22 protein-coding genes and 1 tRNA gene are annotated in these 24112 nt (G+C 66.4%); 10 read left to right on the forward strand and 13 right to left on the reverse strand.

Annotation, left to right across the window (positions count from 1 at the left end):
- The first annotated feature begins 33 nt into the window (after nucleotides 1-33).
- On the forward strand, nucleotides 34-912 hold the full coding sequence (locus QNO08_RS09335) for a PAC2 family protein (RefSeq protein ID WP_229965821.1): 879 nt from the start codon (nucleotides 34-36) through the stop codon (nucleotides 910-912).
- Here QNO08_RS09335 and mshC read toward each other — a convergent pair.
- The 3 genes from mshC to QNO08_RS09350 all read right to left on the reverse strand — a co-directional run bounded on the left by mshC (nucleotide 909) and on the right by QNO08_RS09350 (nucleotide 3442).
- Nucleotides 909-2192 carry a cysteine--1-D-myo-inosityl 2-amino-2-deoxy-alpha-D-glucopyranoside ligase gene (gene mshC, locus QNO08_RS09340; protein WP_229965820.1) on the reverse strand — a complete coding sequence of 428 codons (1284 nt, stop codon included), beginning with the start codon at nucleotides 2190-2192 and terminating at the stop codon, nucleotides 909-911. The two genes, QNO08_RS09335 and mshC, sit on opposite strands and share 4 nt — an antisense overlap.
- 23 nt (nucleotides 2193-2215) lie before the next feature.
- Complete coding sequence (locus QNO08_RS09345) at nucleotides 2216-3040, reverse strand: undecaprenyl-diphosphate phosphatase (RefSeq protein WP_229965819.1); 825 nt, start codon at nucleotides 3038-3040, stop codon at nucleotides 2216-2218.
- Between the two features lie 117 nt (nucleotides 3041-3157).
- Complete coding sequence (locus QNO08_RS09350) at nucleotides 3158-3442, reverse strand: hypothetical protein (RefSeq protein WP_229965818.1); 285 nt, start codon at nucleotides 3440-3442, stop codon at nucleotides 3158-3160.
- Between the two features lie 41 nt (nucleotides 3443-3483).
- On the opposite strand from QNO08_RS09350, the gene QNO08_RS09355 reads away from it, so the two are divergent.
- On the forward strand, nucleotides 3484-3717 hold the full coding sequence (locus tag QNO08_RS09355) for a DUF5703 family protein (RefSeq protein ID WP_229965817.1): 234 nt from the start codon (nucleotides 3484-3486) through the stop codon (nucleotides 3715-3717).
- 67 nt (nucleotides 3718-3784) lie between these two features.
- Here the strand turns inward: QNO08_RS09355 and QNO08_RS09360 are convergent, their stop codons facing one another.
- Complete coding sequence (locus tag QNO08_RS09360; RefSeq protein ID WP_229965816.1) at nucleotides 3785-4942, reverse strand: acyl-CoA dehydrogenase family protein; 1158 nt, start codon at nucleotides 4940-4942, stop codon at nucleotides 3785-3787.
- 10 nt (nucleotides 4943-4952) lie between these two features.
- Nucleotides 4953-6272, reverse strand: a complete 1320-nt coding sequence (locus QNO08_RS09365; protein ID WP_229965815.1) for a M20/M25/M40 family metallo-hydrolase — start codon at nucleotides 6270-6272, stop codon at nucleotides 4953-4955.
- Nucleotides 6273-6419: 147 nt separating this feature from the next.
- Between QNO08_RS09365 and QNO08_RS09370 the strand changes: the two genes are divergently transcribed.
- The 3 genes from QNO08_RS09370 (at nucleotide 6420) to QNO08_RS09380 (ending at nucleotide 8231) form a co-directional block, all read left to right on the forward strand.
- Nucleotides 6420-6502, forward strand: a tRNA-Leu gene (locus QNO08_RS09370).
- Between the two features lie 653 nt (nucleotides 6503-7155).
- The gene (locus tag QNO08_RS09375; RefSeq protein WP_231712713.1) at nucleotides 7156-7680 is read left to right on the forward strand and encodes an AI-2E family transporter; all 525 of its coding nucleotides are present in this window, start codon (nucleotides 7156-7158) and stop codon (nucleotides 7678-7680) included.
- A 50-nt stretch (nucleotides 7681-7730) separates the two neighbouring features.
- A complete protein-coding gene (locus QNO08_RS09380; protein ID WP_229965813.1) occupies nucleotides 7731-8231 on the forward strand; it encodes a sulfite exporter TauE/SafE family protein in 501 nt (166 codons plus the stop codon).
- An 11-nt stretch (nucleotides 8232-8242) separates the two neighbouring features.
- Here the strand turns inward: QNO08_RS09380 and QNO08_RS17530 are convergent, their stop codons facing one another.
- Nucleotides 8243-8356 (reverse strand): DUF7144 family membrane protein, encoded by a 114-nt coding sequence (locus QNO08_RS17530; RefSeq protein ID WP_442860493.1) that lies wholly within the window; start codon nucleotides 8354-8356, stop codon nucleotides 8243-8245.
- A gap of 217 nt (nucleotides 8357-8573) precedes the next feature.
- Here QNO08_RS17530 and QNO08_RS09385 point away from each other — a divergent pair, with 217 nt between their 5' ends.
- The 3 genes from QNO08_RS09385 (at nucleotide 8574) to QNO08_RS09395 (ending at nucleotide 11916) form a co-directional block, all read left to right on the forward strand.
- Nucleotides 8574-9947 (forward strand): hemolysin family protein, encoded by a 1374-nt coding sequence (locus tag QNO08_RS09385; RefSeq protein ID WP_331461763.1) that lies wholly within the window; start codon nucleotides 8574-8576, stop codon nucleotides 9945-9947.
- Nucleotides 9948-10060: 113 nt separating this feature from the next.
- Nucleotides 10061-11467, forward strand: coding sequence for an APC family permease (locus QNO08_RS09390; protein WP_229965812.1), 1407 nt, complete (start codon nucleotides 10061-10063; stop codon nucleotides 11465-11467).
- Nucleotides 11468-11511: 44 nt separating this feature from the next.
- Nucleotides 11512-11916 (forward strand): universal stress protein, encoded by a 405-nt coding sequence (locus tag QNO08_RS09395; RefSeq protein WP_229965811.1) that lies wholly within the window; start codon nucleotides 11512-11514, stop codon nucleotides 11914-11916.
- A 79-nt stretch (nucleotides 11917-11995) separates the two neighbouring features.
- On the opposite strand, the gene mmsB is transcribed toward QNO08_RS09395, so the two are convergent.
- The 7 genes from mmsB to QNO08_RS09430 all read right to left on the reverse strand — a co-directional run bounded on the left by mmsB (nucleotide 11996) and on the right by QNO08_RS09430 (nucleotide 21121).
- The gene (gene mmsB, locus QNO08_RS09400) at nucleotides 11996-13243 is read right to left on the reverse strand and encodes a multiple monosaccharide ABC transporter permease (protein WP_229965810.1); all 1248 of its coding nucleotides are present in this window, start codon (nucleotides 13241-13243) and stop codon (nucleotides 11996-11998) included.
- Nucleotides 13240-14781 carry a multiple monosaccharide ABC transporter ATP-binding protein gene (gene mmsA / locus QNO08_RS09405; RefSeq protein ID WP_231712708.1) on the reverse strand — a complete coding sequence of 514 codons (1542 nt, stop codon included), beginning with the start codon at nucleotides 14779-14781 and terminating at the stop codon, nucleotides 13240-13242. The genes mmsB and mmsA overlap by 4 nt, the downstream gene beginning before the upstream one ends.
- A gap of 99 nt (nucleotides 14782-14880) precedes the next feature.
- Nucleotides 14881-16011: a multiple monosaccharide ABC transporter substrate-binding protein gene (gene chvE, locus QNO08_RS09410; RefSeq protein WP_229965808.1), complete on the reverse strand. Its 1131-nt coding sequence runs from the start codon at nucleotides 16009-16011 to the stop codon at nucleotides 14881-14883.
- 195 nt (nucleotides 16012-16206) lie between these two features.
- Nucleotides 16207-17475, reverse strand: coding sequence for a kynureninase (locus QNO08_RS09415; RefSeq protein WP_229965807.1), 1269 nt, complete (start codon nucleotides 17473-17475; stop codon nucleotides 16207-16209).
- Between the two features lie 27 nt (nucleotides 17476-17502).
- The gene (locus tag QNO08_RS09420; protein ID WP_229965806.1) at nucleotides 17503-18444 is read right to left on the reverse strand and encodes a MaoC/PaaZ C-terminal domain-containing protein; all 942 of its coding nucleotides are present in this window, start codon (nucleotides 18442-18444) and stop codon (nucleotides 17503-17505) included.
- On the reverse strand, nucleotides 18441-19781 hold the full coding sequence (locus QNO08_RS09425; protein WP_229965805.1) for a 3-oxoacyl-ACP reductase: 1341 nt from the start codon (nucleotides 19779-19781) through the stop codon (nucleotides 18441-18443). Before QNO08_RS09425 ends, QNO08_RS09420 begins: the two co-directional genes overlap by 4 nt.
- A gap of 2 nt (nucleotides 19782-19783) precedes the next feature.
- Nucleotides 19784-21121 carry an acetyl-CoA C-acetyltransferase gene (locus tag QNO08_RS09430; RefSeq protein WP_229965804.1) on the reverse strand — a complete coding sequence of 446 codons (1338 nt, stop codon included), beginning with the start codon at nucleotides 21119-21121 and terminating at the stop codon, nucleotides 19784-19786.
- A 77-nt stretch (nucleotides 21122-21198) separates the two neighbouring features.
- Here QNO08_RS09430 and QNO08_RS09435 point away from each other — a divergent pair, with 77 nt between their 5' ends.
- Together QNO08_RS09435 and QNO08_RS09440 are read left to right on the forward strand one after the other, a co-directional pair.
- The gene (locus QNO08_RS09435; RefSeq protein ID WP_229965803.1) at nucleotides 21199-21888 is read left to right on the forward strand and encodes a TetR/AcrR family transcriptional regulator; all 690 of its coding nucleotides are present in this window, start codon (nucleotides 21199-21201) and stop codon (nucleotides 21886-21888) included.
- A gap of 70 nt (nucleotides 21889-21958) precedes the next feature.
- Nucleotides 21959-24055: an acyl-CoA dehydrogenase family protein gene (locus QNO08_RS09440; RefSeq protein WP_229965802.1), complete on the forward strand. Its 2097-nt coding sequence runs from the start codon at nucleotides 21959-21961 to the stop codon at nucleotides 24053-24055.
- The last annotated feature ends 57 nt before the right edge of the window (nucleotides 24056-24112 follow it).

Genomic DNA, 24112 nt, shown 5'->3' on the forward strand with positions numbered 1-24112 from the left:
GACAGCGCGACGTGCTGGGCATAGGGTGAGTCTGTGAGCAATACCGAAGAAACCCCGCCCGTTGGTCTCCAGGATTTTTTTGGCGGTTCCCAGGAGCGAACCACCGTGATGCTGGCCGCCTTCGAAGGGTGGAACGACGCCGGGGAGGCCGCCAGCGACGCGCTGAAGTACCTGAGCATGTTCTGGGAAGCCGAGAAGATCGGGAGCCTGAACGCCGACGAATACTACGACTTCCAGTTCACCCGCCCCGTCATTGAACGGCTGGGGTCCGGTGAGCGGCGGATCAAGTGGCCCACCACCCGCATTTCCCGTGCCGAGGTTCCGGACAGCAACCTGGACATTATTTTCGTGTCGGGCGTCGAGCCGTCCTATAAGTGGCGCGCCTACACCGCCGAACTGATTGCCCTGGCCAAGGAACTCGGTGTTGACTGCATCGTGCTGGCCGGCGCACTGCTCGCCGACGTGCCGCACACCCGTCCCATTCCCGTCACGGTCACCTGCGAGGACTCCGACCTGCGCGAGGACCTGAAGGTGGAATCCTCGCACTACGAGGGGCCGATCGGCATCGTGGGGGTCCTCGCGGAAATGGCCGGGCTGGCCGACATCCCCGCCGTGTCGATGTGGGCGGCCGTGCCGCACTATGTGGGCCACTCCCCCTCACCGAAGGCGCAGTTGTCGCTGCTGCACCGCCTCGAGGAGCTGCTGCAGGCGCCGCTGGACACCAGGCTGCTGACGGATGAGGCGGAGGCCTGGGAACGCGGCGTCGACGAACTGGCCACCGACGATCCGGAAATTGCCGCCTACGTGCGGCAACTGGAGGAGGCCAAGGACACCGCCGACCTGCCGGAAGCCAGCGGAGAGTCGATCGCCCGCGAGTTTGAGCGGTACCTCAAACGCCGCCGGCGGGACTAGAGCCGAATCCCCAGCAGCGCATCAACGGCCGATCCGGCCAGGACAGCTGCGTCGTCGCTGCGGTCCTCGGCCGGAGTTTCCAAGGCCGAAGCGGCCCAGGCGTCGACTGCTGCCAGGGCGGCAGGGGCATCCAGGTCACGGGCCAGCGCGGCCCGCACACCGGCGAGCATCTCCTCGGCCTGTGCGTATCCGGTCAGAGGCAGGGCACACCGCCAGCGGGACAACCGCTGCTCGGCGGCGGTCAGCTGCTCCCCGGTCCAGAACCAGTCGGTGCGGTAGTGATGGCTCAGCAGCACGGCACGGATCGCCGCAGGATCAGTGCCGGAGGTCCGCAGCGAGGAGACCAGGACCAGGTTGCCCAGTGACTTGCTCATCTTTGCGCCGTCCAGGCCGACCATTCCGGCGTGGGCATAGTGGCGTGCCAGCGGTGTGCCGGTGCAGGCGTAGGCATGGCCCGCGCTCATCTCATGATGCGGGAAGACCAGGTCGGACCCGCCGGCCTGCACCGTGAACGGCGCCGGCAGGAAACGCTGTGCGATGACCGAACATTCGATGTGCCAGCCGGGCCGCCCGGAGCCCAGCGACGCACCGTCCCAGAACGGCTCGCCGGGACGCTCGACGCGCCACAGCAGCGGATCCAGGGCGTTGCGCTTGCCCGGGCGCAGCGGGTCTCCGCCGCGTTCGGCGAAGAGCGGCAGCATCTGGTCGGCGGTCAGCCCGGAGACGCTGCCCAGCCGCCATGCGTCGGGGTCCTCGGGATCCAGTCGCGACGCCGCATCGACGGAGAAATAGACGTCGCCGGCGGGTTCACTGCCCGCCGCCGGGACCCGGTAGGCGAGGCCGCGGCGGAGGAGGTCTTCCACCACCGGCACAATCCACTCGATGGACTCGACGGCGCCGATGTAGTGGTCCGGGGCGAGGACATTCAGGGCTTCCATGTCGTCGCGGAAGAGCTGTGTCTGCTCCTGCGCCAGGGCGCGCCAGTCCAGACCCCTGGCGGTCGCCCGCTCCAGCAGCGGATCGTCCACATCGGTCACGTTCTGCACGTAGCGGACGCTGTTCCCGGAGTCCCGCCACTGCCGGTTCAGCAGGTCGAAGGCCACATAGGTTGAGGCATGTCCCATGTGCGTGGCGTCGTAGGGAGTGATTCCGCAGACGTAGAGGCTGGCTTCACCTCCCGGGCGCACGGGCACTGTCCGGTGCAGGGCGGTGTCGTAGAGGGCGACGTCCGGGGAGGTTCCGGGCAGGACGGGCAGGGGGGAGCTTTTCCACGCGATCACAGGTTCAACTCTACTTTCCGTTGCTAGGCGTTCAGCACGCCGAGTCCCAGCAGGATATAAATCACGACGCCGAGAAGGATGCGATACCAGACAAAGAGGCTGTAGCCGCGGGTGGAAACATACCGCAGGAACCAGCCGATGATGATGAAGCCCACGATGAACGCGACCAGAGTGGCGCCGGCGGTTTCCCAGCCGCCGTAGACCATCGGTTCGTCCAAGGACTTCACCAGCTGGAAGATGCCGCTGCCGAAGACCGCGGGGATGGCCAGCAGGAAGGCATAACGGGCGGCTGCCTCACGGGTGTAGCCCATGAACAGCCCTGCCGTGATCGTGCCGCCGGAGCGGCTGACGCCCGGAATCAGGGCCAGCGCCTGCGCGAAGCCGTACAGGATGCCGTGCTTGTAGGTGAGCTGGTCCAGCTTGCGCTGCTGCTTGCCGACGGCGTCCGCCACGGCGAGGATGATGCCGAACACGATCAGCATGGTCGCCACGATCCAGAGGCTGCGGAAGGTGCTTTCGATCTGGTCCTGGAACAGCAGGCCCAGGACCACGATGGGCAGCGTGCCGATGATGATCAGCCACCCCATGCGGGCATCGGGGTCGGTGCGCGGAACGCGGCCGGCCAGCGAACCAAACCACGCCTTAATGATGCGGACGATGTCTTTCCAGAAATAGACCGCCACTGCCGTTTCCGTGCCCAGCTGCGTGATGGCGGTGAACGCCGCGCCCGGATCCTGGGCGCCGGGCAGCAGTTCACCCACTATTCGCAGATGGGCGCTGGAGGAGATGGGGAGAAATTCAGTCAAGCCCTGAATGAGACCGAGGAAGAGCGCTTCAAACCAATTCACAAGATAGAACTCTAAGCCACGACCCGCACCTGTCCGCGCGCAGCCCTCGGGGCGTCCCGCCGGTGAGTTCCATGTCATGCTCCGCAGCGGCAGGATTTCCCGACCGGGCGCCCGGAGCTATTGCCCGGGCTGGACTCCGGAGGACCGCTCTTCGGCTCCCTCCCCGTCGTCGGCAAAGGAGCCGTCAAACTCATCGTCGTCGTCCTCATAGATCTCCAGCGGCGTGACCTCGCCGTACGCGTCGTAGAGGACCTCCTCATAGACTTCGAAGGCATCCGCCACCGCCAGATATGCTGTCTCCACCATCGGATCCTTGTCCCCGCGGCGCTGGGAAGCAGCCGTCAGATGCTCTTCGAGGGCGGCCATCAGGGATTGGAGCGCCACGTGCGGATCTATGCTCATGCCCTAGACGTTAGCGGTAAAGAAGGCAAAATTGGAGGGATATGCGAGAACAAATTCTTCGGCCCGGCGTGCAGCGGCCAGACGAGAACTTCCGGGACTATGAGTACCTCGTGGTGTCGGTGAACCCCGGAGATTCAGTGGCCGAGGCCCGCAGGGTGATCAGTGGGCATGCGGAGTACGGCAAGTGGGAGCTGCACCGCAGTTGCATTTACCGCGGCGGCGCCCGGCGCTTCTGGCTCCGCCGGCGCGTGATGCGGGTTCAGCGCACCGCCTGAGCCTTGTGCACCGGCCTGCACCGGCCGACTCAGGAAGCACCGGTCCGGTCAGGAAGCACAGTCCGGCTCAGGAATCCCCGGGAACCGGCCCCAGCCAGGCATTCGCAACCGAGTTGTGGACCGAGTCTTCGCTGGACGGGTGGAACATCCCGGCCAGGACGTCCCGATACAGGCGTTCCAGCTCCGCCCCGCGTGAGTAGCTTCGGCCCCCTGACACCCGCACGGCCGTTTCGACGACGGAACGGGCGGTTTCGGTGGCACGGTACTTCAGCGAGGACAGCCGGGGAAACCAGAGGCTGCCGTGGTCGGTGCCGGCTTCGAGGTCACGCGCAATGGCTTCCAGCTGCGGATGGATGCCGTCCATCCGGATCGCTGCATCGGCCACTTTCCAGCGGGTGAACGGGTCATGGGCGGCGGGACCGCCGCCCGCCGTCGTCCGCTCCTGCGCCGCCGCCACCGCCAGGTCGACGGCGCGGTCCCCCACTCCGGTGTAGACCGCCGAGAGCAGCGTCTCGAACAGGCTGAAGATGCCGAACACGAAGGCGTCGGCGTGCGGGCCCACCGGCGTGGTGCGGACCAGCTGATCAGCGGTCAGCACCGCGTTGTCCAGGACGGTGGTGCAGGACTGGCTGGCGCGCATGCCCATGGTGTTCCAGTCGTCTTTGATGGTGATGCCCGCGGTGCCCCGCGGAGCGAAGCCGAAGACCAGCCGGGGTTCGTCCGGATCGGAATCGTCCCGGCCGAAAATGCCGAGCCGGGTCCACGCCGGGGAGAGGCTGGTGAAAATCTTGGTCCCGGTGAACGCATAGGAGCCGTCCCCCTGCGGCCGCGCTGCCGTGAAGGAGTCAAAGAGCACCGCGGCGTTCCCCGGCTCGGAGACGCCGAAGGCATACAGCTCCCCCTTGACCGCGTCCTCGAGCACGAAGGACAGGGAATCATCCCCGCGCAGCGACAGCAGGTGCGCCACTCCGCACCAGACCTGGTGCATGTTGACCGCCAGCGCGGTGGCCGGAGCAGCCGTGGCCAGCAGGCGCTGGGCCTGCACCACCTCGGGAATGCTGAACCCCGCGCCGCCCGCCTCCCGCGGGGAAAAGAGGGCCAGGTAGCCGGCGGCGCGCAGGTCCTCGAGGTCTTCCGTGAAGAAGCTGTTGTCCCGGTCGTAGCCGGCGGCCCGGCTGCGCAGGCGGTCCAGGAGTTCCGGGGTCAGGATGTCGGTGACGTTCACGGGGCGGCTCCTAGTAGCTGGTGAGCAGGCGGGACAGCACCCGCGTGCCGAATTTCAGGGAATCCACCGGAACGCGCTCGTCCACGCCGTGGAACATGCCGGTGAAGTCCAGGTCCTCGGGCAGGCGCAGCGGGGCGAACCCGTAGCCGGTGATGCCCAGGCGGCTCAGGGACTTGTTGTCGGTGCCGCCGGAAAGCGTGTAGGGCAGGACGGGCGCTCCCGGGTCCTCGGCCTGCAGCGCGCCGATCATCGAATCCACGAGGTTGCCCTTGAACGGCACCTCGAGAGAGACGTCCTTGTGTTCGTAGTTGACGTCGACTCCGGGTCCGGCGAGGTCCTTGATGATGGCCAGGACCTGCTCTTCCTGCCCGGGCAGGGTGCGCACGTCGATCAGGGCTTCGGCGGTTCCCGGAATGACGTTGTGCTTGTAGCCGGCCTTCAGGACAGAGGGATTGGCAGTGTTCTGCAGCGTGGCGCCCACGAAACGGGCCACGGTGCCCAGCTCGGCCAGCAGCTTCTCCGGGTTGTCAGGATCGAACTCGACGCCGGTGAGCTCGGTGACGCCGTCCAAAAAGGCCCGGGTGGTGTCGGTGAGCTCAATGGGCCAGGGGTACTCTCCGATCGTGGCCACGGCGCGGGCCAGCCGGGTCACCGCGTTGTCGGTGTTGATCTGCGAACCGTGCCCGGCGCGCCCGTGGGCGACCAGCCGCAGCCAGGAGATGCCCTTCTCGGCGGTCTGCAGCAGGTAGGTGCGCTTGCCGCCGATCGTTGCCGAGAAGCCGCCCACTTCCGAAATCGCTTCGGTGGCACCGTCAAACAGTTCGCGGCGGTTTTCGACCGCCCAGGTGGCCCCGTACTTTCCGCCGGCTTCCTCATCGGCAAAGAAGGCGAAAATGAGGTCCCGCTTCGGCTTGGTTCCGGTGCGGGCCATGCTGCGCATCACGGAGAGGATCATGGCGTCCATGTCCTTCATGTCGACGGCGCCGCGGCCCCAGATCAGGCCGTCCCGCTCTTCCCCGCTGAACGGGTCCACCGACCAGTCCTGCTTCTGCGCCGGGACCACGTCCAGATGGCCGTGCACCACCAGCGCCGGAAGGGACGAATCGGTGCCCTCCATGCGCGTGACAACCGAGGCGCGGCCGGGGGCTGATTCGAACAGGTCAGCCTGAAGTCCCGCCTCTTCGATCAGTCCGGCCGTGTACTCGGCGGCGGACCGCTCCCCCGGGCCGGATCCGTCTCCAAAGTTGGAGGTATCAAAGCGGATGAGCTCCTGGCAGATCCGGGTGACTTCATCTTCGGCTGTTCGCTCGCGCGCAGTGGTTTCAGACATGGGTTCTCCTTCGAAGGCAATGCTGCCAGCCTAGTTCCCGGAGGCCTGACCAGCGCCGATTTACGGTTGCGTCCAAATCCGTGTTAGAGTTTTTCCCGTTGCTTCCGCAGCTTTTGAACGACTGAAGGCCTTGCGGAAAACACCCAAGCGCGGGTGGCGGAATGGCAGACGCGCTAGCTTGAGGTGCTAGTCCTCTAACGAGGGTGGGGGTTCAAGTCCCCCTCCGCGCACAATTGATACCCCCGGAATCCACTGGATTCCGGGGGTATTTTGTTGTCCCATCCCTTCTGGCCCGGTCCCCGGGGCTCCTGGACTTTCGTCCAGCCAACGAAGGAGGACTCGATGGCTTCGGGGCCATCGGACACCGGCGCACGCCCCGTTTTTCCCCGCAGCGCCGTGATCTTGCTCATGCTCGGCGGCGGCCCTTGCAGCCTTCGGCCTGGCAGCGGCCAGCGGCATCTTCACGCCGGCATTTTTGGCTTTTGTGCTCACCCTGTGCGTTCATCCGGTGCGGCGGTGGCTGCAGGGACACGGAATTCCCCGGGGCATCGCGACCGGAGGCAGCATCGCCGCCGTCTTCATCCTGCTCGCCGGTTTCGCCGGAGCACTCATTGCGGCGCTGGCGCAGTTTTCAGCGCTGCTGCCGCAGTTCGCGCCGCAGATCGCCGCTGCCTGCGCCTCCATCTCTCAGCAACCTGGCGGGGGCCCTGCTCATCGTCCTCACCCTGCTCATCCTGATGGCGGTGGACGGTTCCCGGACACCGGCGCTGCTGAACCATCTGAAGGACCACCGCCCGGCACTGGTTGCCGCACTGGAGGGCTTCGCCTCCGGAGTGCGCCGCTGCATGGTCGCCACCACTGTCCTGGGGGGGTGGCCCAGGGGTTGTTCAACTGGCTCGTCCTCGTGATCCTCCAGGTTCCGGGGGCCCTGCTGTGGGGGCTGCTCTCGTTCACCTGCAGCTACATTCCCAACATTAGATACTTCATTGCCATCATTCCGCCGCTGTTTTTTGGCTACCTCACCGGCGGCTGGGCAACCGCAGTTGCCGTTGTCATTGTGTACGGCGGAATCAACGGCGTCATCCAGTCCATCGTGCAGCCGAAGTATGTGGGCAACGCGGTGAACCTCAGCGAGACGCTGACCTTTCTCTCGGTGCTTTTCTGGGCGGTGGTCCTGGGTCCCGTCGGAGCCATTCTTGCCGTGCCGCTGACGCTGCTGGCCCGAACACTGCTCCTGGATTCCGATCCGTCGCTGGCGTGGTGGCGTCCGGTCACGGGAGACCACAAGGACCTTGAGCCTCTCCTCGAACAGCAGGATGCGGATATCCGTGCACGGCGCACCCGCGAAGGGCGGCGTGCCCGGCGCGGAGCCGCCCGCCCGCGCCCCGGCGATGCACCCGCGGCATGACGCCGCGGAACGTCTGAACCGTACTGAGCCTCATCACCAGCCTGGTGTCCGTGACTCTGGCGGGCGCGGTGAGTTCGGTGCCGGTGAGCATCACCGTCATGATCCTGCTCTCACCGACGCCGCGGCGCGGTGCGGTGCCGTTCCTGTGCGGCAGCCTCGCCGGATCGATCGTGCTGGTTGGGCTGTCAGCGGTTGGGCTGCACCTGCCGCCGGCACGGCCCAGCCTGAACCAGGTGACGGTGCCCGCCGTCCTCTGCATCGCGGTTGGCGCCGGACTCGCGGTTTATGGGGCGTATCTGGTCCAGCGGAAGCCGCGGGCCGGCAAAGGAAGGCTGGACAAGCTGCGCACGGTCCTTGCGTACGCAGCGGTGGCACAGTCCGCCGTCGTCGTCCCGATCGGAATCTGGCTGCGCTCCCCCGACACGGCCCAGGGCCACCTTTCCACCCTGTATGCCTGGATGCAGGCCCATGGCCACACGATTACTGCCGTCACGGCATTGGTCCTCGGACTGTCCCTGGTGGCCTGGAACGTGCTGCAGCTGGCGGGGTAGCGGTTCGGGAGCTATCGCTGCGCAGGCGCTCCGCGCTCGCTGCCGTGGGCAACAAGCGCGTAGAGGATCAACACGTCGATCGCGATAACGATCAGCGACCACCAGGGCTGGACCGGCACCAGCATCAGCTGGCGCTGAAAATCCCGTGGACCAGCAGGATGACGCCGGCGAAGCGGATCCAATCGGTCCAGCCGGAGGATGACACGGGGTGATTGACAGTACTCATGGTGCCGACCGCTTTCGGTTGGAGGCACTGCCGTCGGTCCTGAAACCGGCCGCAGCCGTGTCGGAAGACGCGTACTGCTTCCGATTATCTTTCCCCGACTCCGCGAGGAGTCAATCATGTGCCCTGCGTCGACGCACCGGTACGCTCTGACCATGGATGGCGGCACGCTCTTCAATCTGCTTCTGGTGGTGTTCTTCGTGCTGCTGGGAGGAATCTTCGCGGGCACTGAGATGGCGCTGGTTTCACTGCGGGAGAGCCAAATCAGCCGCATTGAGGCATCGGGTGCCGGCGGCCGGAGAATCGCGGAACTTGCCCGCAACCCAAACCTCTTCCTCTCGTCCATCCAAATTGGTGTCACCCTCTCGGGCTTTTTCTCCGCGGCCTACGGTGCCTCCGCGCTGGCCCCGGCCGCGGCCCCCGCCCTCCGCAGCTTCGGCTTTCCGCCCGCCGCCGCGGATGCCACCGCCTTCATCCTGCTGACCCTCGCCGTCGCCTACTTGTCCCTGGTGTTCGGGGAGCTGGTGCCCAAGCGGCTCGCGATGCAGAATGCCGAGCGTTTCACCCGGCTGCTCGCACCTCCCCTGAACGCTTTCGCCGTCGTGATGCGCCCGGTCATTAAGCTGCTGTCGGTCTCCACTGACACCGTGGTCCGGCTCCTCGGCGGGGATCCCAAAGTCAGGACACCGCCGGTGACGTCGCAGGAGCTGTGGGACATGGTCGCCGCGAGTCCGGTCCTGGCCGAGGACAGCCGGCGGATTCTCTCCGACGTGTTCGGCGCCGGAAACCGGCTCCTCCAGGAGGTGATGCGTCCGCGGCCGCAGGTGCAGTTCCTCTCCGCCGACCTGACCGTAGCCCAGGCCCGGGCGGCAGTGCACTCGCTGCCCTATTCGCGCTATCCGGTCATTGGGGAGTCCCCCGACGACGTCCTCGGCTTCGTCCACGTCCGCGACCTCCTCCGGGAAACCGGCGACGGCGGCAGTTTCCCGGAGTCTGAGGCACTCCGGCTCGGTGACATTGTCCGGCCGATCCTGTTCCTGCCCGGTACGGCACCCGTGGTTCCCTCGCTGTCCAGGATGCGCCGGAACGGCAGCCATATTGCCGTGGTCGCCGACGAATACGGCGGCACTGACGGCATTGTCACCCTGGAGGACCTTGTGGAGGAACTGGTCGGGGAGATCTACGACGAATACGACACCTTCCGGGACCCCGAAGACCGGCACCGGCAGGTGCGCGGCGACCTGGTGGTGGACGGAGCGCTGATCCTGCAGGAATTCGAGCGGCTGACCGGCGTCCCGCTTCCGGAAGGGCAGTACGAAACCGTCGGCGGCTACATTCTGGCGCGGCTGGGCAGGATTGCCCGTCCCGGAGACACTGTCGCCGCACCGGAATGCGAATTGGAGGTGCTCAGCGTCCAGCGCAGGCGCATTGGATCCGTCCGCGTCGTGCGCCATCCGGGTCCCGCGCAAGCGGAGGAGCGTCAAGTCCCGTAACATTGCTTTGCCTGTTAACAGCGCAGAGAATACCGGGCAGCGGGTCGTGACCGAATTTCCGGGACACGCCCTCGTGCCGCATTGCAGATACTTTAGAAAGCAGGAAACCAGCCATGGGCGATACAAAAATCGGCTCCGGGGAACCCGAGCTGAAGCGGGTGATGGGAACCAAGCTTTTGCTGCTCTTCATCGTCGGCGACATTCTTGGCACCGGAGTCTATGCCCTTACCGGCCAAGTGGCCGGCGAAATCGGCGGTGCCGCGTGGGCACCCATCCTGGTCGCCTTCGCCGTTGCCACCATCACCGCCCTGTCCTACCTGGAACTGGTGACCAAATTTCCGCAGGCCGCCGGGGCCGCGCTCTATGCGCACAAGGCCTTCGGCATTCATTTCCTCACCTTCCTGGTGACCTTTGCCGTGCTGAGCTCAGGAATTACCTCAGCTTCGACGGCCGCCAAGTTCCTGGCCGAAAACTTCATCGTCGGCTTTGACCTGGATTGGGGACAGACCGGAGTCACATGGGTGGCCGTCATCTTCATGCTGGTCCTCGCCGTGATCAACCTGCGCGGAGTCGGGGAGAGCATCAAGTTCAACGTGGTCCTGACGATCATCGAACTTACCGGTCTGCTGATTGTCATCCTGATTGGATTCTGGGCAATGAGCCAGGGGAATGTCGATTTCTCCCGCGTCATGGTCTTCGAAACCGAAGGAAACAAGAGCGTCTTCCTGGCCCTCACGGCCGCCACATCGCTGGCCTTCTTCTCAATGGTGGGCTTTGAGGACTCGGTCAACATGGCTGAGGAAACCAAGGATCCGGCCAAGATTTTCCCGAAGGTCATGCTGACCGGGCTAAGCATCACGCTGGCTGTCTATCTGCTGGTGTCCATTGCCGCCGTCGCCATTGTGCCCGTGGGCCAGCTCTCCTCCAGCGCAACCCCGCTTCTGGAGGTCGTGCGTGCCGGGGCACCCAACCTGCCGGTGGACGTCATCTATCCGTTCCTGTCCATTTTTGCCGTGGCCAACACCGCCCTGATCAACATGCTGATGGCCAGCCGCCTGCTGTACGGCATGGCGAAGCAGGATGTGCTTCCCCGTTCACTTTCCAAGGTGCTCCCCGGGCGGCGGACGCCGTGGGCTTCGATCATCTTCACCACCGCCATCGCGCTGGGCCTGATCATCACCGTCACCAACTTCATGGGCAAGGAAACCGTCACCGCCCTGGGCGGGACCACGGCGCTGCTGCTGCTGGCTGTGTTCACCGTGGTGAACATCGCCTGCCTGGTGCTGCGCCGCACCCCGCACGAGAGCAAGCATTTCCGCTCCCCCGGCTTCCTGCCCTACGTCGGTGTCTTCACCTGCGCTTTCCTCCTGGGCCCCTGGGCGCAGGATCCGATCGAATACCAGATTGCCGGCCTCATGCTGCTGCTGGGCCTGCTGCTGTGGGTGCTGACCTGGTTCTGGAACCGGGCCGTGCGCGCCAAGAAGACCCGCTTTACTGATGCCGAAGAACTCCGGGGCTAAGCCTTTTCCCCGCCCCGCGTTTCCATCCCTAGGTCAGGAGCACCATGAGTATTGTCGTCGGATTTCTTCCCACCCCCGAGGGGACGGCGGCGCTGGACGCCGCCCGCCGGGAGGCCAGTGACCGCGCAGCGCTGCTGGTCATCGTGAACGTGGCGTTCCCCCGTCACGGACTGCACCATCAGGAGCAGGAGGACGCCAATAACGCGGCGCTTGCCCAGCTCGAAGCAGAGCTGACCGCGGATGGAACGGCCTACGAGCTGGTCCACCCGGTCGGCGACTTCGATCCCGCCGAGGAGATCCTCGCGGCGGCCGCCGGGCCGGAAGTCGAGCTGGTTGTCCTGGGGCTGCGCCGCCGCACCCCGGTCGGCAAGATGCTGCTGGGCAGCACGGCGCAGCGCGTGCTGCTCCAGGCCGACTGCCCCGTCCTGGCTGTGAAGGCCCATCACTAGGGTCTCCTCCCAGCAGGGCTGACATTCCTGTGGCCGGCACCCGCCCTGCGGGTGCCGGCCACATGTGTGTGTGCTCCTGCTACGTGATCAAGGAGGATCCGCGGCGCTTGTTGAAGACGTCAAACGCCACGGCTGCCAGCAGGACGAGCCCCTTGATCAGCTGCTGGTACTCGGTGCCGACGCCCATGATGGACATGCCGTTGTTCAGGATTCCGATGATCAGACCGCCGATGATGGCTCCGGTCACCCGGCCGATGCCGCCGGTGACGGCAGCTCCGCCGATGAAGACTGCGGCGATGGCATCCAACTCGAATCCCTCGCCCGCTTTGGGACTGGCCAGGTTCAGCTGCGCGGTGAAGACCAGCCCTGCCAGCGCGGCCAGGACGCCCATGTTGATGAAGACGGTGAAGGTGGTCCGCTTGGTGTTGATGCCGGAGAGTTCCGCCGCGTGCAGGTTCCCGCCCATGGCGTAGATGTGGCGGCCCCAGACGCTGCGGTTCATGACGGCGGCATAGCCGACCGTCAGCAGGCCCAGGATGACCAGGACGATGGGCGTTCCGCGGTAGCTGGCCAGCAGATAGGTGATGAACAGGATCAGGCCGGCGGTCAGGACGAGCTTGGCCGCGAACCAGAGCATCGGTTCGTCGACCAGCTGGTGCCGGCGGCGGATCATCCGCTGCCGGATGCCCGAGCCCACCAGGGCGGCGGCCGAAAGCACTCCGATGATCACTGTCAGCGGTTCCAGGAAACTCGTCCCTCCGCCGAGGTCGGGAAGGAATCCGCTGCCCAGGTCGCGGAACTGATCCGGGAACGGCGAGATCTGCCGGTTCTGCAGCACAATCTGCGTCAGTCCGCGGAACGTCAGCATGCCCGCCAGGGTCACGATGAACGCCGGAATTCCGAAGTAGGCGATCCAGAACCCCTGCCAGGCTCCGACGGCGGCGCCGAGGACCAGGCACAGGACGGCGGCCAGCCACCAGGGCAGCCCCCACTGGGTGATCATGACGCCCGCGGCCGCGCCGGTGAAGGCGACCACGGAGCCGACCGAGAGGTCAATGTGCCCGGCAATGATCACGAGCACCATGCCGACGGCGAGGATCAGGATGTAGCTGTTCTGGATGATCAGGTTTGACACGTTGATCGGTGCCAGGGTGATCCCGTTGGTGGTGATCTGGAAAAAGATGATGATCGCGATCAGTGCGATGAACAGTCCCACCTGGCGCAGCTGCCCGGTGAGGTAGTTCAGGGCAGAGCCGACGATTCCTGTCGGGTTGGTCTTCGGCGCGGGAGCGCCGGTGGACGGACCCTGGTCGGTGAGAGTGCTCATTGGCGTTCCTTGTCTGTCGCGGCGGCAGGAGTCCTGGCATCACGGGTCATGTACTGCATGAGGTATTCGGCGCTGGCCTTCTCCCGCGGGACGTCCGCGGTGATGCGGCCCTCGGCGAGGGTGTAGATGCGGTCGCAGATCCCCAGCAGTTCCGGCAGCTCGGAGGAGATCACAATGATCGCCTTCCCCTGGTCGGCCAGCTCGTTGATGATGGTGTAAATCTCATACTTGGCACCGACGTCGATGCCGCGGGTGGGCTCATCCAGGATCAGCACGTCCGGATTGGTGTGGATCCATTTGGAGAGCACCACCTTTTGCTGGTTTCCGCCGGAGAGCTTGCCGGTCAGCGACAGCACCGACGGCGCCTTGATGTTCATGCTGGTGCGGTATTTCTCCGCCGTCAGATGCTCCCGGTACGGATCCACCCAGCCGCGGACGGACAGCTTGTTCAGGCTGGACGCCGAGATGTTGCGCCTAATGTCCTCGATGAGGTTCAGGCCGTAGCGCTTGCGGTCTTCGGTGGCGTACGCCAGGCCGTGGGCGATGGCCTGGCCGACGGTCTTCATCGTGATCTCGCGGCCGTCCTTGTAGGTGCGGCCGCTGATGTTGTGCCCGTAGCTGTGGCCGAACACGCTCATGGCCAGTTCCGTGCGGCCGGCCCCCATCAGTCCGGCGATGCCCACGATCTCACCGGCCCGCACGTACAGGTTGGCGCCGGTGACGACCTTGCGCGACCGGTCCAGCGGATGATGCACCGTCCAGTCCTCGATGCGCAGGACTTCCTCGCCGATGACCGAAGTGTGCTCCGGATAGCGGCTGTCCAGGTCGCGTCCCACCATGCCCCGGATAATGCGCTCCTCGGAGACTTCGTCGGCATGCATGTCCAGCGTTTCGATGGTGCGGCCGTCACGGATGATGGTGACGGCGTCGGCGATCGCCTTAATCTCGTTGAGCTTGTGGCTGATGATGATGCAGGTGATGCCGTCACTGCGCAGGTCCTTGATCAAACCCAGCAGATGCTCGGAGTCTTCATCGTTCAGGGCTGCCGTGGGCTCGTCCAGGATTAGCAGCTTCACCCGCTTGGACAGCGCCTTGGCGATTTCCACCAGCTGCTGCTTGCCGACGCCGATGTCCTGGATCCGGATGGCCGGGTTTTCCGCCAGGCCCACCCGCTCGAGAAGCTTCGCGGCCTCGAGGTTGGTCCGGTGCCAGTCAATGAAACCGCCCTTGGACTGTTCATTGCCAAGGTAGATGTTCTCTGCGATGGACAGGAACGGGCTCAGCGCCAGTTCCTGGTGGATGATCACCACGCCGGCGGACTCGGAGTCCTTGATGTCCTTGTACTCCTGGAGTTCACCGTCCAGGTAGATTCCGCCCTCGTAGGTTCCGGCCGGATAGACGCCGGAGAGGACCTTCATCAGGGTGGATTTCCCGGCGCCGTTTTCTCCGCAGATGGCATGGACGTGCCCCTGCTGGACCTCCAGGGAGACTTCCTGCAGTGCCTTGACCCCGGGGAACGACTTGGTGATGCCCCGCATGGAAAGAATATTCGCGTTCACGTTCGTGTCCTTGCCGGCGGTGTTCCGAAGGCGGCAGCCGGATCCGGCTGCCGCCTTCGGAACCGCGGTGGTAGGGGGTTACTTGAGGTCGGAGGCCTGGTAGTAGCCGCTGTCGACGAGGACTTCCTCGTAGTTGTCCTTCGTGACCACCATCGGATCCAGCAGGAAGGTCGGGACAATCTTCACCTTGTTGTCGTACGTCTCGTTGTCATTGGTCTCGGGGACTTCGCCCTTGAGCACGTCATCAACCATGGCAACGGTCTGCTCGCCCAGGGCACGCGTGTCCTTGAAGATCGTGGAGTACTGCTGGTTGTCCATGATGGACTTCACTGACGCGGCTTCGGCGTCCTGTCCGGTGATGACGGGCAGGGCATCCGGTGAATAGCCGGATCCGGTAAGGGCGGAAATGATGCCCAGGGAGATGCCGTCATACGGGGACAGCACGCCGTCGACCTTCTCGCCGCCCGAGTAGTTGCTGGCGATCAGGTTCTGCATGCGCTTCTGCGCGGTGGCCGGATCCCAGCGCAGGGTGGCGATCTGCGAGAACCCGGTCTGTCCGCTCTGGACCACGAGGGTTCCCTTGTCGATGTGGGGCTGCAGGGTGGCCATGGCGCCGTCGTAGAAGAAGTTGGCGTTGTTGTCATCAGGGCTGCCGGCGAAGAGTTCGACGTTCTTCGGTTCCGCTGCCCCGGTCTCCTTGCCCTCGGCGTCGAGGATGCCCAGGCCGGTCAGCAGCGATGTGGCCTGCTGGACACCTACGGTGTAGTTGTCAAAGGTGGTGTAGTAGTCAACGTTCTTGTTGCCCGTGATCAGGCGGTCATAGGCGATCACCTTGATGCCGGCGGCGGCCGCGTTGTCCAGCTGATCGCTGAGGGCGGTGCCGTCGATGGCCGCGATGACCAGGACTTTGGCGCCCTTGGTGATCATGTTGGACACCTGCTGGACCTGGGTGGGGATGTCGTCGTCGGCGTATTCCAGGGTCGTTTCGTAACCGAGCTCTTCAAGCTCTGCCTTGATGGAGTCGCCGTCCTTGATCCAGCGTTCCGAGGTCTTGGTCGGCATGGCAATGCCCACCAGCGCGCCGGCGTTGTCGCCCGATTCGGCGGCGTCGGAATCAGCGCCGCCGCGGCCCGAGCCGGAACCGCAGCCGGCCACTGACACGGCCAGGATGCCCGCCGTCAGGCTGAGCAGGAGTTTACGGATTTTCACGAAGGAGCCCTTTCGATTGACGTCGTTGTCTAGCGGAGAAACTACCGGATCGCGTGACGCGGCTTACCCTTCCCGCAGCCGGCCCGGCAGGCCGGAAATGAGAAGTGCGTCACATAAATATGTGAGCGCTAACATTATGGCTCCCGGTCCATGCCGGTTGTCAATTCCAATACTTGGCCTCCGCGGCCGCGGGCCTCAGCGGACCGGACGGGCTTCCGTCCGGCGGGGACTTTCCGCCGGTTGGCGGCGCAGCTCCGCCGAGACCGCCGCGATTCCGGTGAACGTCTCCTCGAACGACGTCGACAGCGGGGACAGCCCCAGCCGGATTCCGGACGGATTCCGGTAGTCGGGGATCACTCCCTGCTTCCACAGGGCCGCGGTGACGGCCTGGAACGATGGATGATCGATAGTGATGTGACTGCCGCGCCGTTCGGCGGCGCGAGGAGAGGCCAGGACGACGCCGTGCGGCGCCAGCAGGGTGTCCACCGCCGCCAGGGCATATTCGGTGAGGGCCACGGATTTGGTCCGCACCGCATCGATGCCGGCCTCGGCGAGGAGCGCGACCATGTCCCGCAGGGGCAGCATGCCGAGCACCGGCGGCGTTCCGGACACCAGCCGGCGGATGCCGGCGGCCGGCGTGTAGCCCTGGGCCATGCCGAAGGGGTCGGCGCTGCCCAGCCAGCCCTGGATGGGCTGGGTGAAGGTCTCCTGATGCCGCCGGGCCACATAGGCCCAGGCCGGGGCACCGGGGCCGCCGTTGAGGTATTTGTAGCTGCAGCCCACCGCGTAGTCCACGTCCCAGGCGTCCAGCTGTGCCGGAACCGCCCCCGCTGAGTGGCACAGGTCCCAGAGCACCAGTCCCCCGGCGTCGTGCACTGCTGCCGTGATGGCTGCGGCGTCGGCCAGGAAACCGGAGCGGTAGGCGACGTGGCTGAAGACCGCCAGGGCGGTCTGCGGCCCGACCGCCTGCGCCACTGCGTCGGCGCTGACGCCGCCGTCGTAGTCGGCGGCGATCCAGCGCAGGGTCAGCCCGCACTCATTGGCGATGCCCTCCAGAACATACCTGTCGGTGGGAAAGTTGTCGGTGTCCAGGACAATCTCGGTCCGCCCCGGGCGGGCAGCCACTGCGGCACGGGCCAGCTTGTAGAGCAGGACCGTGGTGGAATCGGCCACGATGCACTGCCCGGCGGCGGCGCCGAGCACCGCGGCGCCCAGCGCGTCGCCGAGCTGCTGCGGCAGCTCCAGCCACTGCTCATCCCAGCCGCGGATGAGCCGGGTGCCCCACTGGACCTGCACAAAGTCCTGCAGATGCGCCGCGCTGGCCCGCAGCGGACGGCCCAGCGAATTGCCGTCCAGATAGGAGCTGACGCCGTCGGCTTCCAGGAAGCGGTCCCGGAAGCCGGCCAGCGGGTCCGCCGCGTCCAGCTCCCGGGCAGCGGCAAGCAATGCGTCCGATTTCATCATGAGGGCACGGTAGCAGCCCGGGCGGAACTACAGCGGCCGGACACTGCCGGTGAAGTTCCGGCGAAGGGAGCGCTGGTTCCAACCAACAAAGGTGGATCCGGCGTACCCGTCCTCCCCTTCCGCATCGGAGATTGACAGGGCGACCGTCGCCGGCAGGAACACCGGAGAGTCAAACTCGATGGTCCACTCGTACGGCTCCTGCCGGTTCTGCACGATGTCGGCCACCACCCGGGAGGCCAGGTACATGCCGTGCGCCAGCGACCGCTTCATGCCCAGCGCCTTCGCCGACAGCCTGCTGAGGTGGATCGGGTTGAAGTCGCCGGACACCCGCGCGTAGTTGCGCCCCGCGTCCGCGCCGAGCCGCCACTGCGCCGTCGGCTGCGGGGGAACGAAATCCGGGCGGGGTGCGCGTGCACCCGGCCGGTCAAGGCGGGGCAGGAACACACCCTTGGCGAGATAGGTCGACCGCCCGCGCCAGACGACGGCGGTGTTCTCCCCCGTGCCATCCCCCGTGCCCTCCCCCGTGCCCTCCCCGGTTCCGGCGCGGACTTCGGCGATCAGCTCCACGGAGGTGCCGGCGCGGTGTCCGGCCAGGTTTTCCGCCCAGGCGGTGACGGTGAGCGGTTCGGTGTAATGGATCGGCCGGAAGTGCTCCACACGGTTCCGAAGATGCACCATGCCCAGCAGCGGCAGCGGGAAATCTTCCCGAGCCATGAGGCTCATCGCCACCGGAAACGCGAACGTGTGCACGAAACCGGAGGGCAGGTAGTCGGACGCGCTGTGCAGCACGAGCCGCTGGAAGTCCGCCAGCCGCTCCAGGTCCACACGGGCGCCGCGCACCGTGTGCCGGTCCGCCGGCAAGGTTCGGGACGCCGGAGCCGAGGAGAGCCGCGCCCTGGCCGCAGCGCCGACGGCACCGACATACAGCTTGCCGAGCGCGGGTATCTCGCCCAGCTGGGTCTCACTCATGCGCCCACCATGTTCTGGCCGCAGACCCGCACAACCTGTCCGTTCACGCCGCCGGCCGCGTCCGAGGCCAGGAAGGAAATGGTCTCGGCCACGTCGATGGGCAGGCCGCCCTGCTGCAGGCTGCTCAGGCGGCGCGCCACCTGGCGGGTGAGGGCCGGAATGGCTGCTGTCATGTCGGTTTCAATGAAACCGGGAGCCACGGCGTTGATGGAGCCGCCGCGTGGAGCCAGCAGCGGCGCCGTCGCCCGCACCATGCCGATGACTCCGCCCTTGGAGGCGGCGTAGTTGGTCTGTCCGCGGTTGCCGGCGATGCCGCTGGTGGAGGCCAGCGAGACGATCCGGCCTTCGCGGCTGAAGGTCTCCGAGGCCAGCAGGGTCCGGTTCATCTTCAACTGCGACGCAATGTTCACGGCAACGACCGACTGCCAGCGGGATTCGTCCATGTTGGCCAGCAGCTTGTCGCGGGTAATGCCGGCGTTGTGGATGACGATGTCCAGGTGCCCGTAGCGTTCCTTGGCGTGGGCCAGGATGCGGTCGGCGGCGTCGTCGCGGGTGATGTCCACCTGCAGTGCGGTGCCGGAGATCTCATTGGCCACCTTGGCCAGCTGTTCGCCGGCCGCCGGCACGTCAACGACGATCACCGTGGCGCCGTCGCGGTGCAGGACCCGGGCAATGGCCGCGCCGATCCCCCGGGCGGCCCCGGTCACCACCGCAACCTTGCCGGCCAGCGGAGCGTTCCAGTCCGCGGGCAGCGTGCCGGCGTCGGAACCGACGGTGATGAACTGGCCGTTGACGTAGGCGCTCTTGCCCGAGAGCAGGAAGCGCAGGGCTGCCGCCGTGCCCGGAGTCGAGGCGGGAGCACCGTTGGCGAGGATGATGCCGTTGGCGGTGGCTCCGCCGCGCAGTTCATGGGCAATGGAGCGGAGCAGCCCGTCAATTCCCTGCCGTGCCGCTGCCGCCTCGGGTTCCTGTGCCTCGGCGGCGGGCCGGGAGACGGTGACCACGCGTCCGCCCGGGGCCAGGTCCCGCAGTGCCGCGCCGGCGGCCAGGGTGACCTCGCCCAGATCCTCGGGAGCGGCTGCGGTATCCAGCACCAGCAGGATGGCGCCGAGCTTCTCCTTGGGCGTGGCATGCCGCCGGACATCCTGGTCCCAGCCGAGCAGCAGCTGCGAGAGCGTGTCCGCGGCTTCGCCCTTGCCCAGGACCAGCACCGGTCCGGGGACCAGCGGCTGGGCCGGATCGAAGCGCCGCAGGATGGCCGGACGGGGCAGGCCCAGCTTCTTGGCGATGTCCTTGGTGAAACCGGTGTTGACGAGGTTCAGGTATGCGTCGTTCATGGTCAGCGTGCCTCGAGGATCGCGACAAGGCCCTGGCCGCCGGCGGCGCAGATGGAGATCAGCCCCCGGCCGGAACCCTTTTCATGCAGCATTTTGGCCAGCGAGGCGACGATGCGCCCGCCCGTGGCGGCGAACGGATGGCCGGCGGCCAGCGAAGATCCGTTGACGTTGAGCTTGGACCGGTCGATCGTGCCGAACGGGCCGTTGAGGCCCAGCCGGGTGCGGGAGAACTCATCATCTTCCCAGGCGGCCAGCGTGCTGAGCACGGTGCCGGCAAAGGCTTCATGGATTTCGAAGAAGTCGAAGTCGTCCAGCGTGAGGTTGTTGCGGGCCAGCAGGCGCGGCACGGCGAAGGCGGGCGCCATCAGCAGGCCGTCCTTGCCGTGCACGAAGTCGACGGCGCCGGCTTCGGCGTCCACGATGTTGGCCAGCATCGGCAGGTCGTGTTCGCGGGCGAAGTCCTCGGAACCCAGCAGAACCACGGCAGCGCCGTCGGTCAGCGGTGTAGAGTTTCCGGCGGTCATGGTCGCTTCGTCGCCGAGGCCGCGGCCGAAGGCGGGCTTCAGCTTGCCCAGCTTCTCCATGGTGGTGTCCGGGCGCAGGTTGGCGTCCCGGGAGAGGCCGCGGTAGGGGGTCACCAGATCGTCGAAGAATCCGCGGTCGTAGGCCGCCGCCATGTTCTTGTGGCTGGCCAGGGCTAGTTCGTCCTGTGCCTCGCGCGTGATCTTCCACTGGGCCGTGGTCAGGGCCTGATGCTCGCCCATGGACAGGCCGGTGCGGGGTTCGCCGGTGGTGGGGGCGTTCGGGGCCAGGTCCTTGGGCCGCAGCTTGGCGACGGCGGCCAGCTTCTGCTTGGCGGTCTTGGCCCGCGACAGGTCCAGCAGGGTCCGGCGCAGGCCTTCGCTGACGGCAATGGGGGCATCGGAGGCGGAGTCCACGCCGCCGGCGATGGCGGAATCAAGCTGGCCGAGCTTGATCTTGTTGGCCAGACTGATCACCGTCTCGAGTCCGGTGGCGCAGGCCTGCTGCACGTCATAGGCGGGGGTCTCGGCGGAGAGGGCGGAACCCAGGACTGCTTCCCGCGTGAGGTTGAAGTCGCTGGAGTGCTTCAGCACGGCGCCGGCGGCGACTTCGCCGATGCGTTCGCCCTGCAGCCCGAAGCGGGCGACGAGTCCGTCGAGCGCAGCAGTCAGCATGTCCTGATTGGAGCTGTAGGTGTATTTGCCGCCGGCGCGGGCGAAGGGGATGCGGTTTCCGCCAATGACGACGGCCTTCCGGACGGCGGGAACAGGGGTGGATCCGCCGGTGGCGGCGGATTCGGCCTGGGGCTGTGCAGCCATGAGTCTGGTCTCCTTGGAAGTACTGCAAAATGTGAGGGGAGTTACTGCAACCCAGCGTACCTGATACGCTGAGTATCGTGAACACTGCTCTGCAAGACCCCCCCGCCCCCGGGGCATCCGACGGCCGGTCCCTCCGCTGGGAAGCCCACCGCACGGAGCGCCGCAGCGATCTGATCAAGGCCGCCCGCCGTGCCGTCCACACCCTCGGCGCCGGTGCCTCCATGGAGGAGATTGCTGCCGCTTCCGGAACCTCGAAATCCGTGTACTACCGGTATTTCGGCGACAAGGCCGGACTGCAGCAGGCAATGGGCGACGTCGTGCTGGCACAGATGCAGGACAAGATCCTCGCCGCGGGGCGCACCGCCCAGTCACCCCGCGCCGGGTTGCAGGCGATGGTGTCCGCGTACCTGCAGATGGCGCAGACGTCGCCCAATGTGTATGCCTTTGTCGCAGCCGGCGAAGCAACAGGCAATACCGAGCACCGTTTCGCTGACAGCCTCACCCATTTCTTTGAGGCCATCACCGGCATGATGGACCGCGCGATGCGGGCCTATCTGGAGACCGGCTCCCCCGGCACCTCCCCCGCCCGGAACCTGGGGGTTGCCGCAAGCTTCTGGCCGACGGCGGCGCTGGGCATGGTCCGCGCCGCCGGCGAGAAGTGGCTGGCCACCGAGCCCGGACCCGACAAACCTTCCGAGGCCGAAATGACCCGGCAGCTGACCGTTTGGCTCTTCGACGGCATCGGCTACGAGCAGGGGCGGGCATGAACCGCCCCGGCGCTCCCCTTCCGCTTCCTCCCAGCAAAAACAGGCACCACCACTACGAGAAGGACACGCAATGACGCAAACAGCCTCCAAACCGGAACGCCAGATCCCGGCCAGTGCCTCCATCCGCGATGACGACAGCGCCGTCGTCAACGTTGACGCCCTCAGCCGGGCACTGCTGGGCACGTGGGCGGATATCCGCCTGCAGGCCCGAGAACTCGCCGGCACTGACGCGCTGCACACCCCCGCCGGCCTGCCGCACACGGAGCACCGCGAACGGGTCATGGCGCAGCTGAAGGTGCTGGCGGAGAGCAAGGCCGTGCACCGGGCCTTCCCGGCCTACGTGGGCGGCGAGGACAACCACGGCGGCAATGTTGCCGGCTTCGGCGAACTGGTGGTGGCGGATCCGTCCCTGCAGATCAAGGCCGGCGTGCAGTGGGGCCTGTTCGGCGGCGCCGTCATGCACCTGGGAACCCGCGACCACCATGACAAGTGGCTCCCCGGCATCATGAGCCTGGAGATTCCCGGCTGCTTCGCCATGACGGAAACCGGACACGGTTCCGACGTCGCCAGCATCGCCACCACCGCCGAGTACGACGCCGGCACCGAAGAGTTCATCATCAACACCCCCTTCCGCGCCGCCTGGAAGGACTACATCGGCAACGCCGCCGTCCACGGCAAGGCCGCCGTCGTCTTCGCCCACCTGATCACCAAGGGCGTGGACCACGGCGTGCACGCGTTCTACGTCGACCTGCGCGACGACAACGGCTTCCTGCCCGGCATCGGCGGCGAGGACGACGGCATCAAGGGCGGCCTGAACGGCATCGACAACGGGCGGCTGCATTTTTCCAACGTGCGCATTCCGCGCACCAACCTGCTCAACCGCTACGGCGACGTGGCTGCGGACGGCACGTACACCTCGTCGATCGAAAGCCCGGGCCGGCGCTTCTTCACCATGATCGGCACCCTGGTGCAGGGCCGGGTGTCCCTGGACGGCGCCGCAGTGGCCGCCAGCAAGCTCGCCCTGAAGACTGCCATCCAGTACGGCACTGAGCGCCGCCAGTTCAACGGCGCCTCGGACATTACCGAGGAAGTCCTGATGGACTACCAGCAGCACCAGCGCCGGCTGCTGCCGCGGCTGGCCACCACGTATGCGGCGGCCTTCGCCCACGAGGAACTGCTGCACAAGTTCGACGACGTTTTCTCGGGTGCCCATGACACCGAAGAAGACCGCCAGGACCTGGAAACCCTCGCGGCCGGCCTGAAGTCGCTCTCCACCTGGCACGCCCTGGACACCCTCCAGGAAGCACGCGAGGCCACCGGCGGTGCCGGCTTCCTGGCCGAAAACCGGCTGACCGCGCTGCGGGCCGACCTGGACATCTACGCCACCTTCGAGGGCGACAACACCGTCCTGCTGCAGCTGGTCGCCAAGCGGCTGCTCGCTGACTACGCCAAGGAATTTGTCGGTGCCGACTTCGGCGTGCTGGCCCGGTACGCCGTCGGCCAGGCCACCGACCGGACCATGCACCGCACGGGCCTGCGGCAGATCGTCCAGGCGTTCGCCGATACCGGCTCGGAGAAGAAGTCAGCCATTGCGCTGCGCGATGCCCGGACGCAGCGGGACCTGCTGACCGACCGGGTGGGGACCATGGTCGCCGAAGTGGCCGGCGCCCTGCGCGGGGCCCGCAAGCTGCCCAAGGACAAGGGTGCGGCAGTCTTCAACGACAACCAGCACGCCCTGATCGAGGCGGCCCGCGCGCACTCCGAACTGCTGCAGTGGGAAGCCTTCACCCGGGCGCTGGAGGGCATCGACGACGCCGGCACCCGGCAGGTTCTGACGTGGCTGCGTGACCTCTTCGGGCTGTGCCTGATCGAGAAGAACCTGTCCTGGTACCTGATGCACGGCCGGCTGTCCACGCAGCGGGCCCGCACCCTTGGCCCGTACATCAACCGGCTGCTGGCCAAGCTCCGCCCGCACGCACTGGACCTGGTGGATGCCTTCGGCTACGGCCCGGAGCATCTGCGGGCCTCCGTCGCTTCCGGCGCGGAGAAAACGCGGCAGGACGAAGCGATGGAATACCAGCGCCTGATGCGCGCCAGCGGAGCCGCACCGGTGGACGAGAAAATCCTGATCCAGCGAAAGAAGCAGGCAGCCAAGGCCAAGCGATAGGCGCGTGCGCGCCTGAAGTGGAAGGAGGTCCCGGCCGGGAAACTTGCCGGGACCTCC

The sequence above is a fragment of the Arthrobacter sp. zg-Y820 genome (assembly GCF_030142155.1).
Taxonomy (GTDB): Bacteria; Actinomycetota; Actinomycetes; order Actinomycetales; family Micrococcaceae; genus Arthrobacter_B.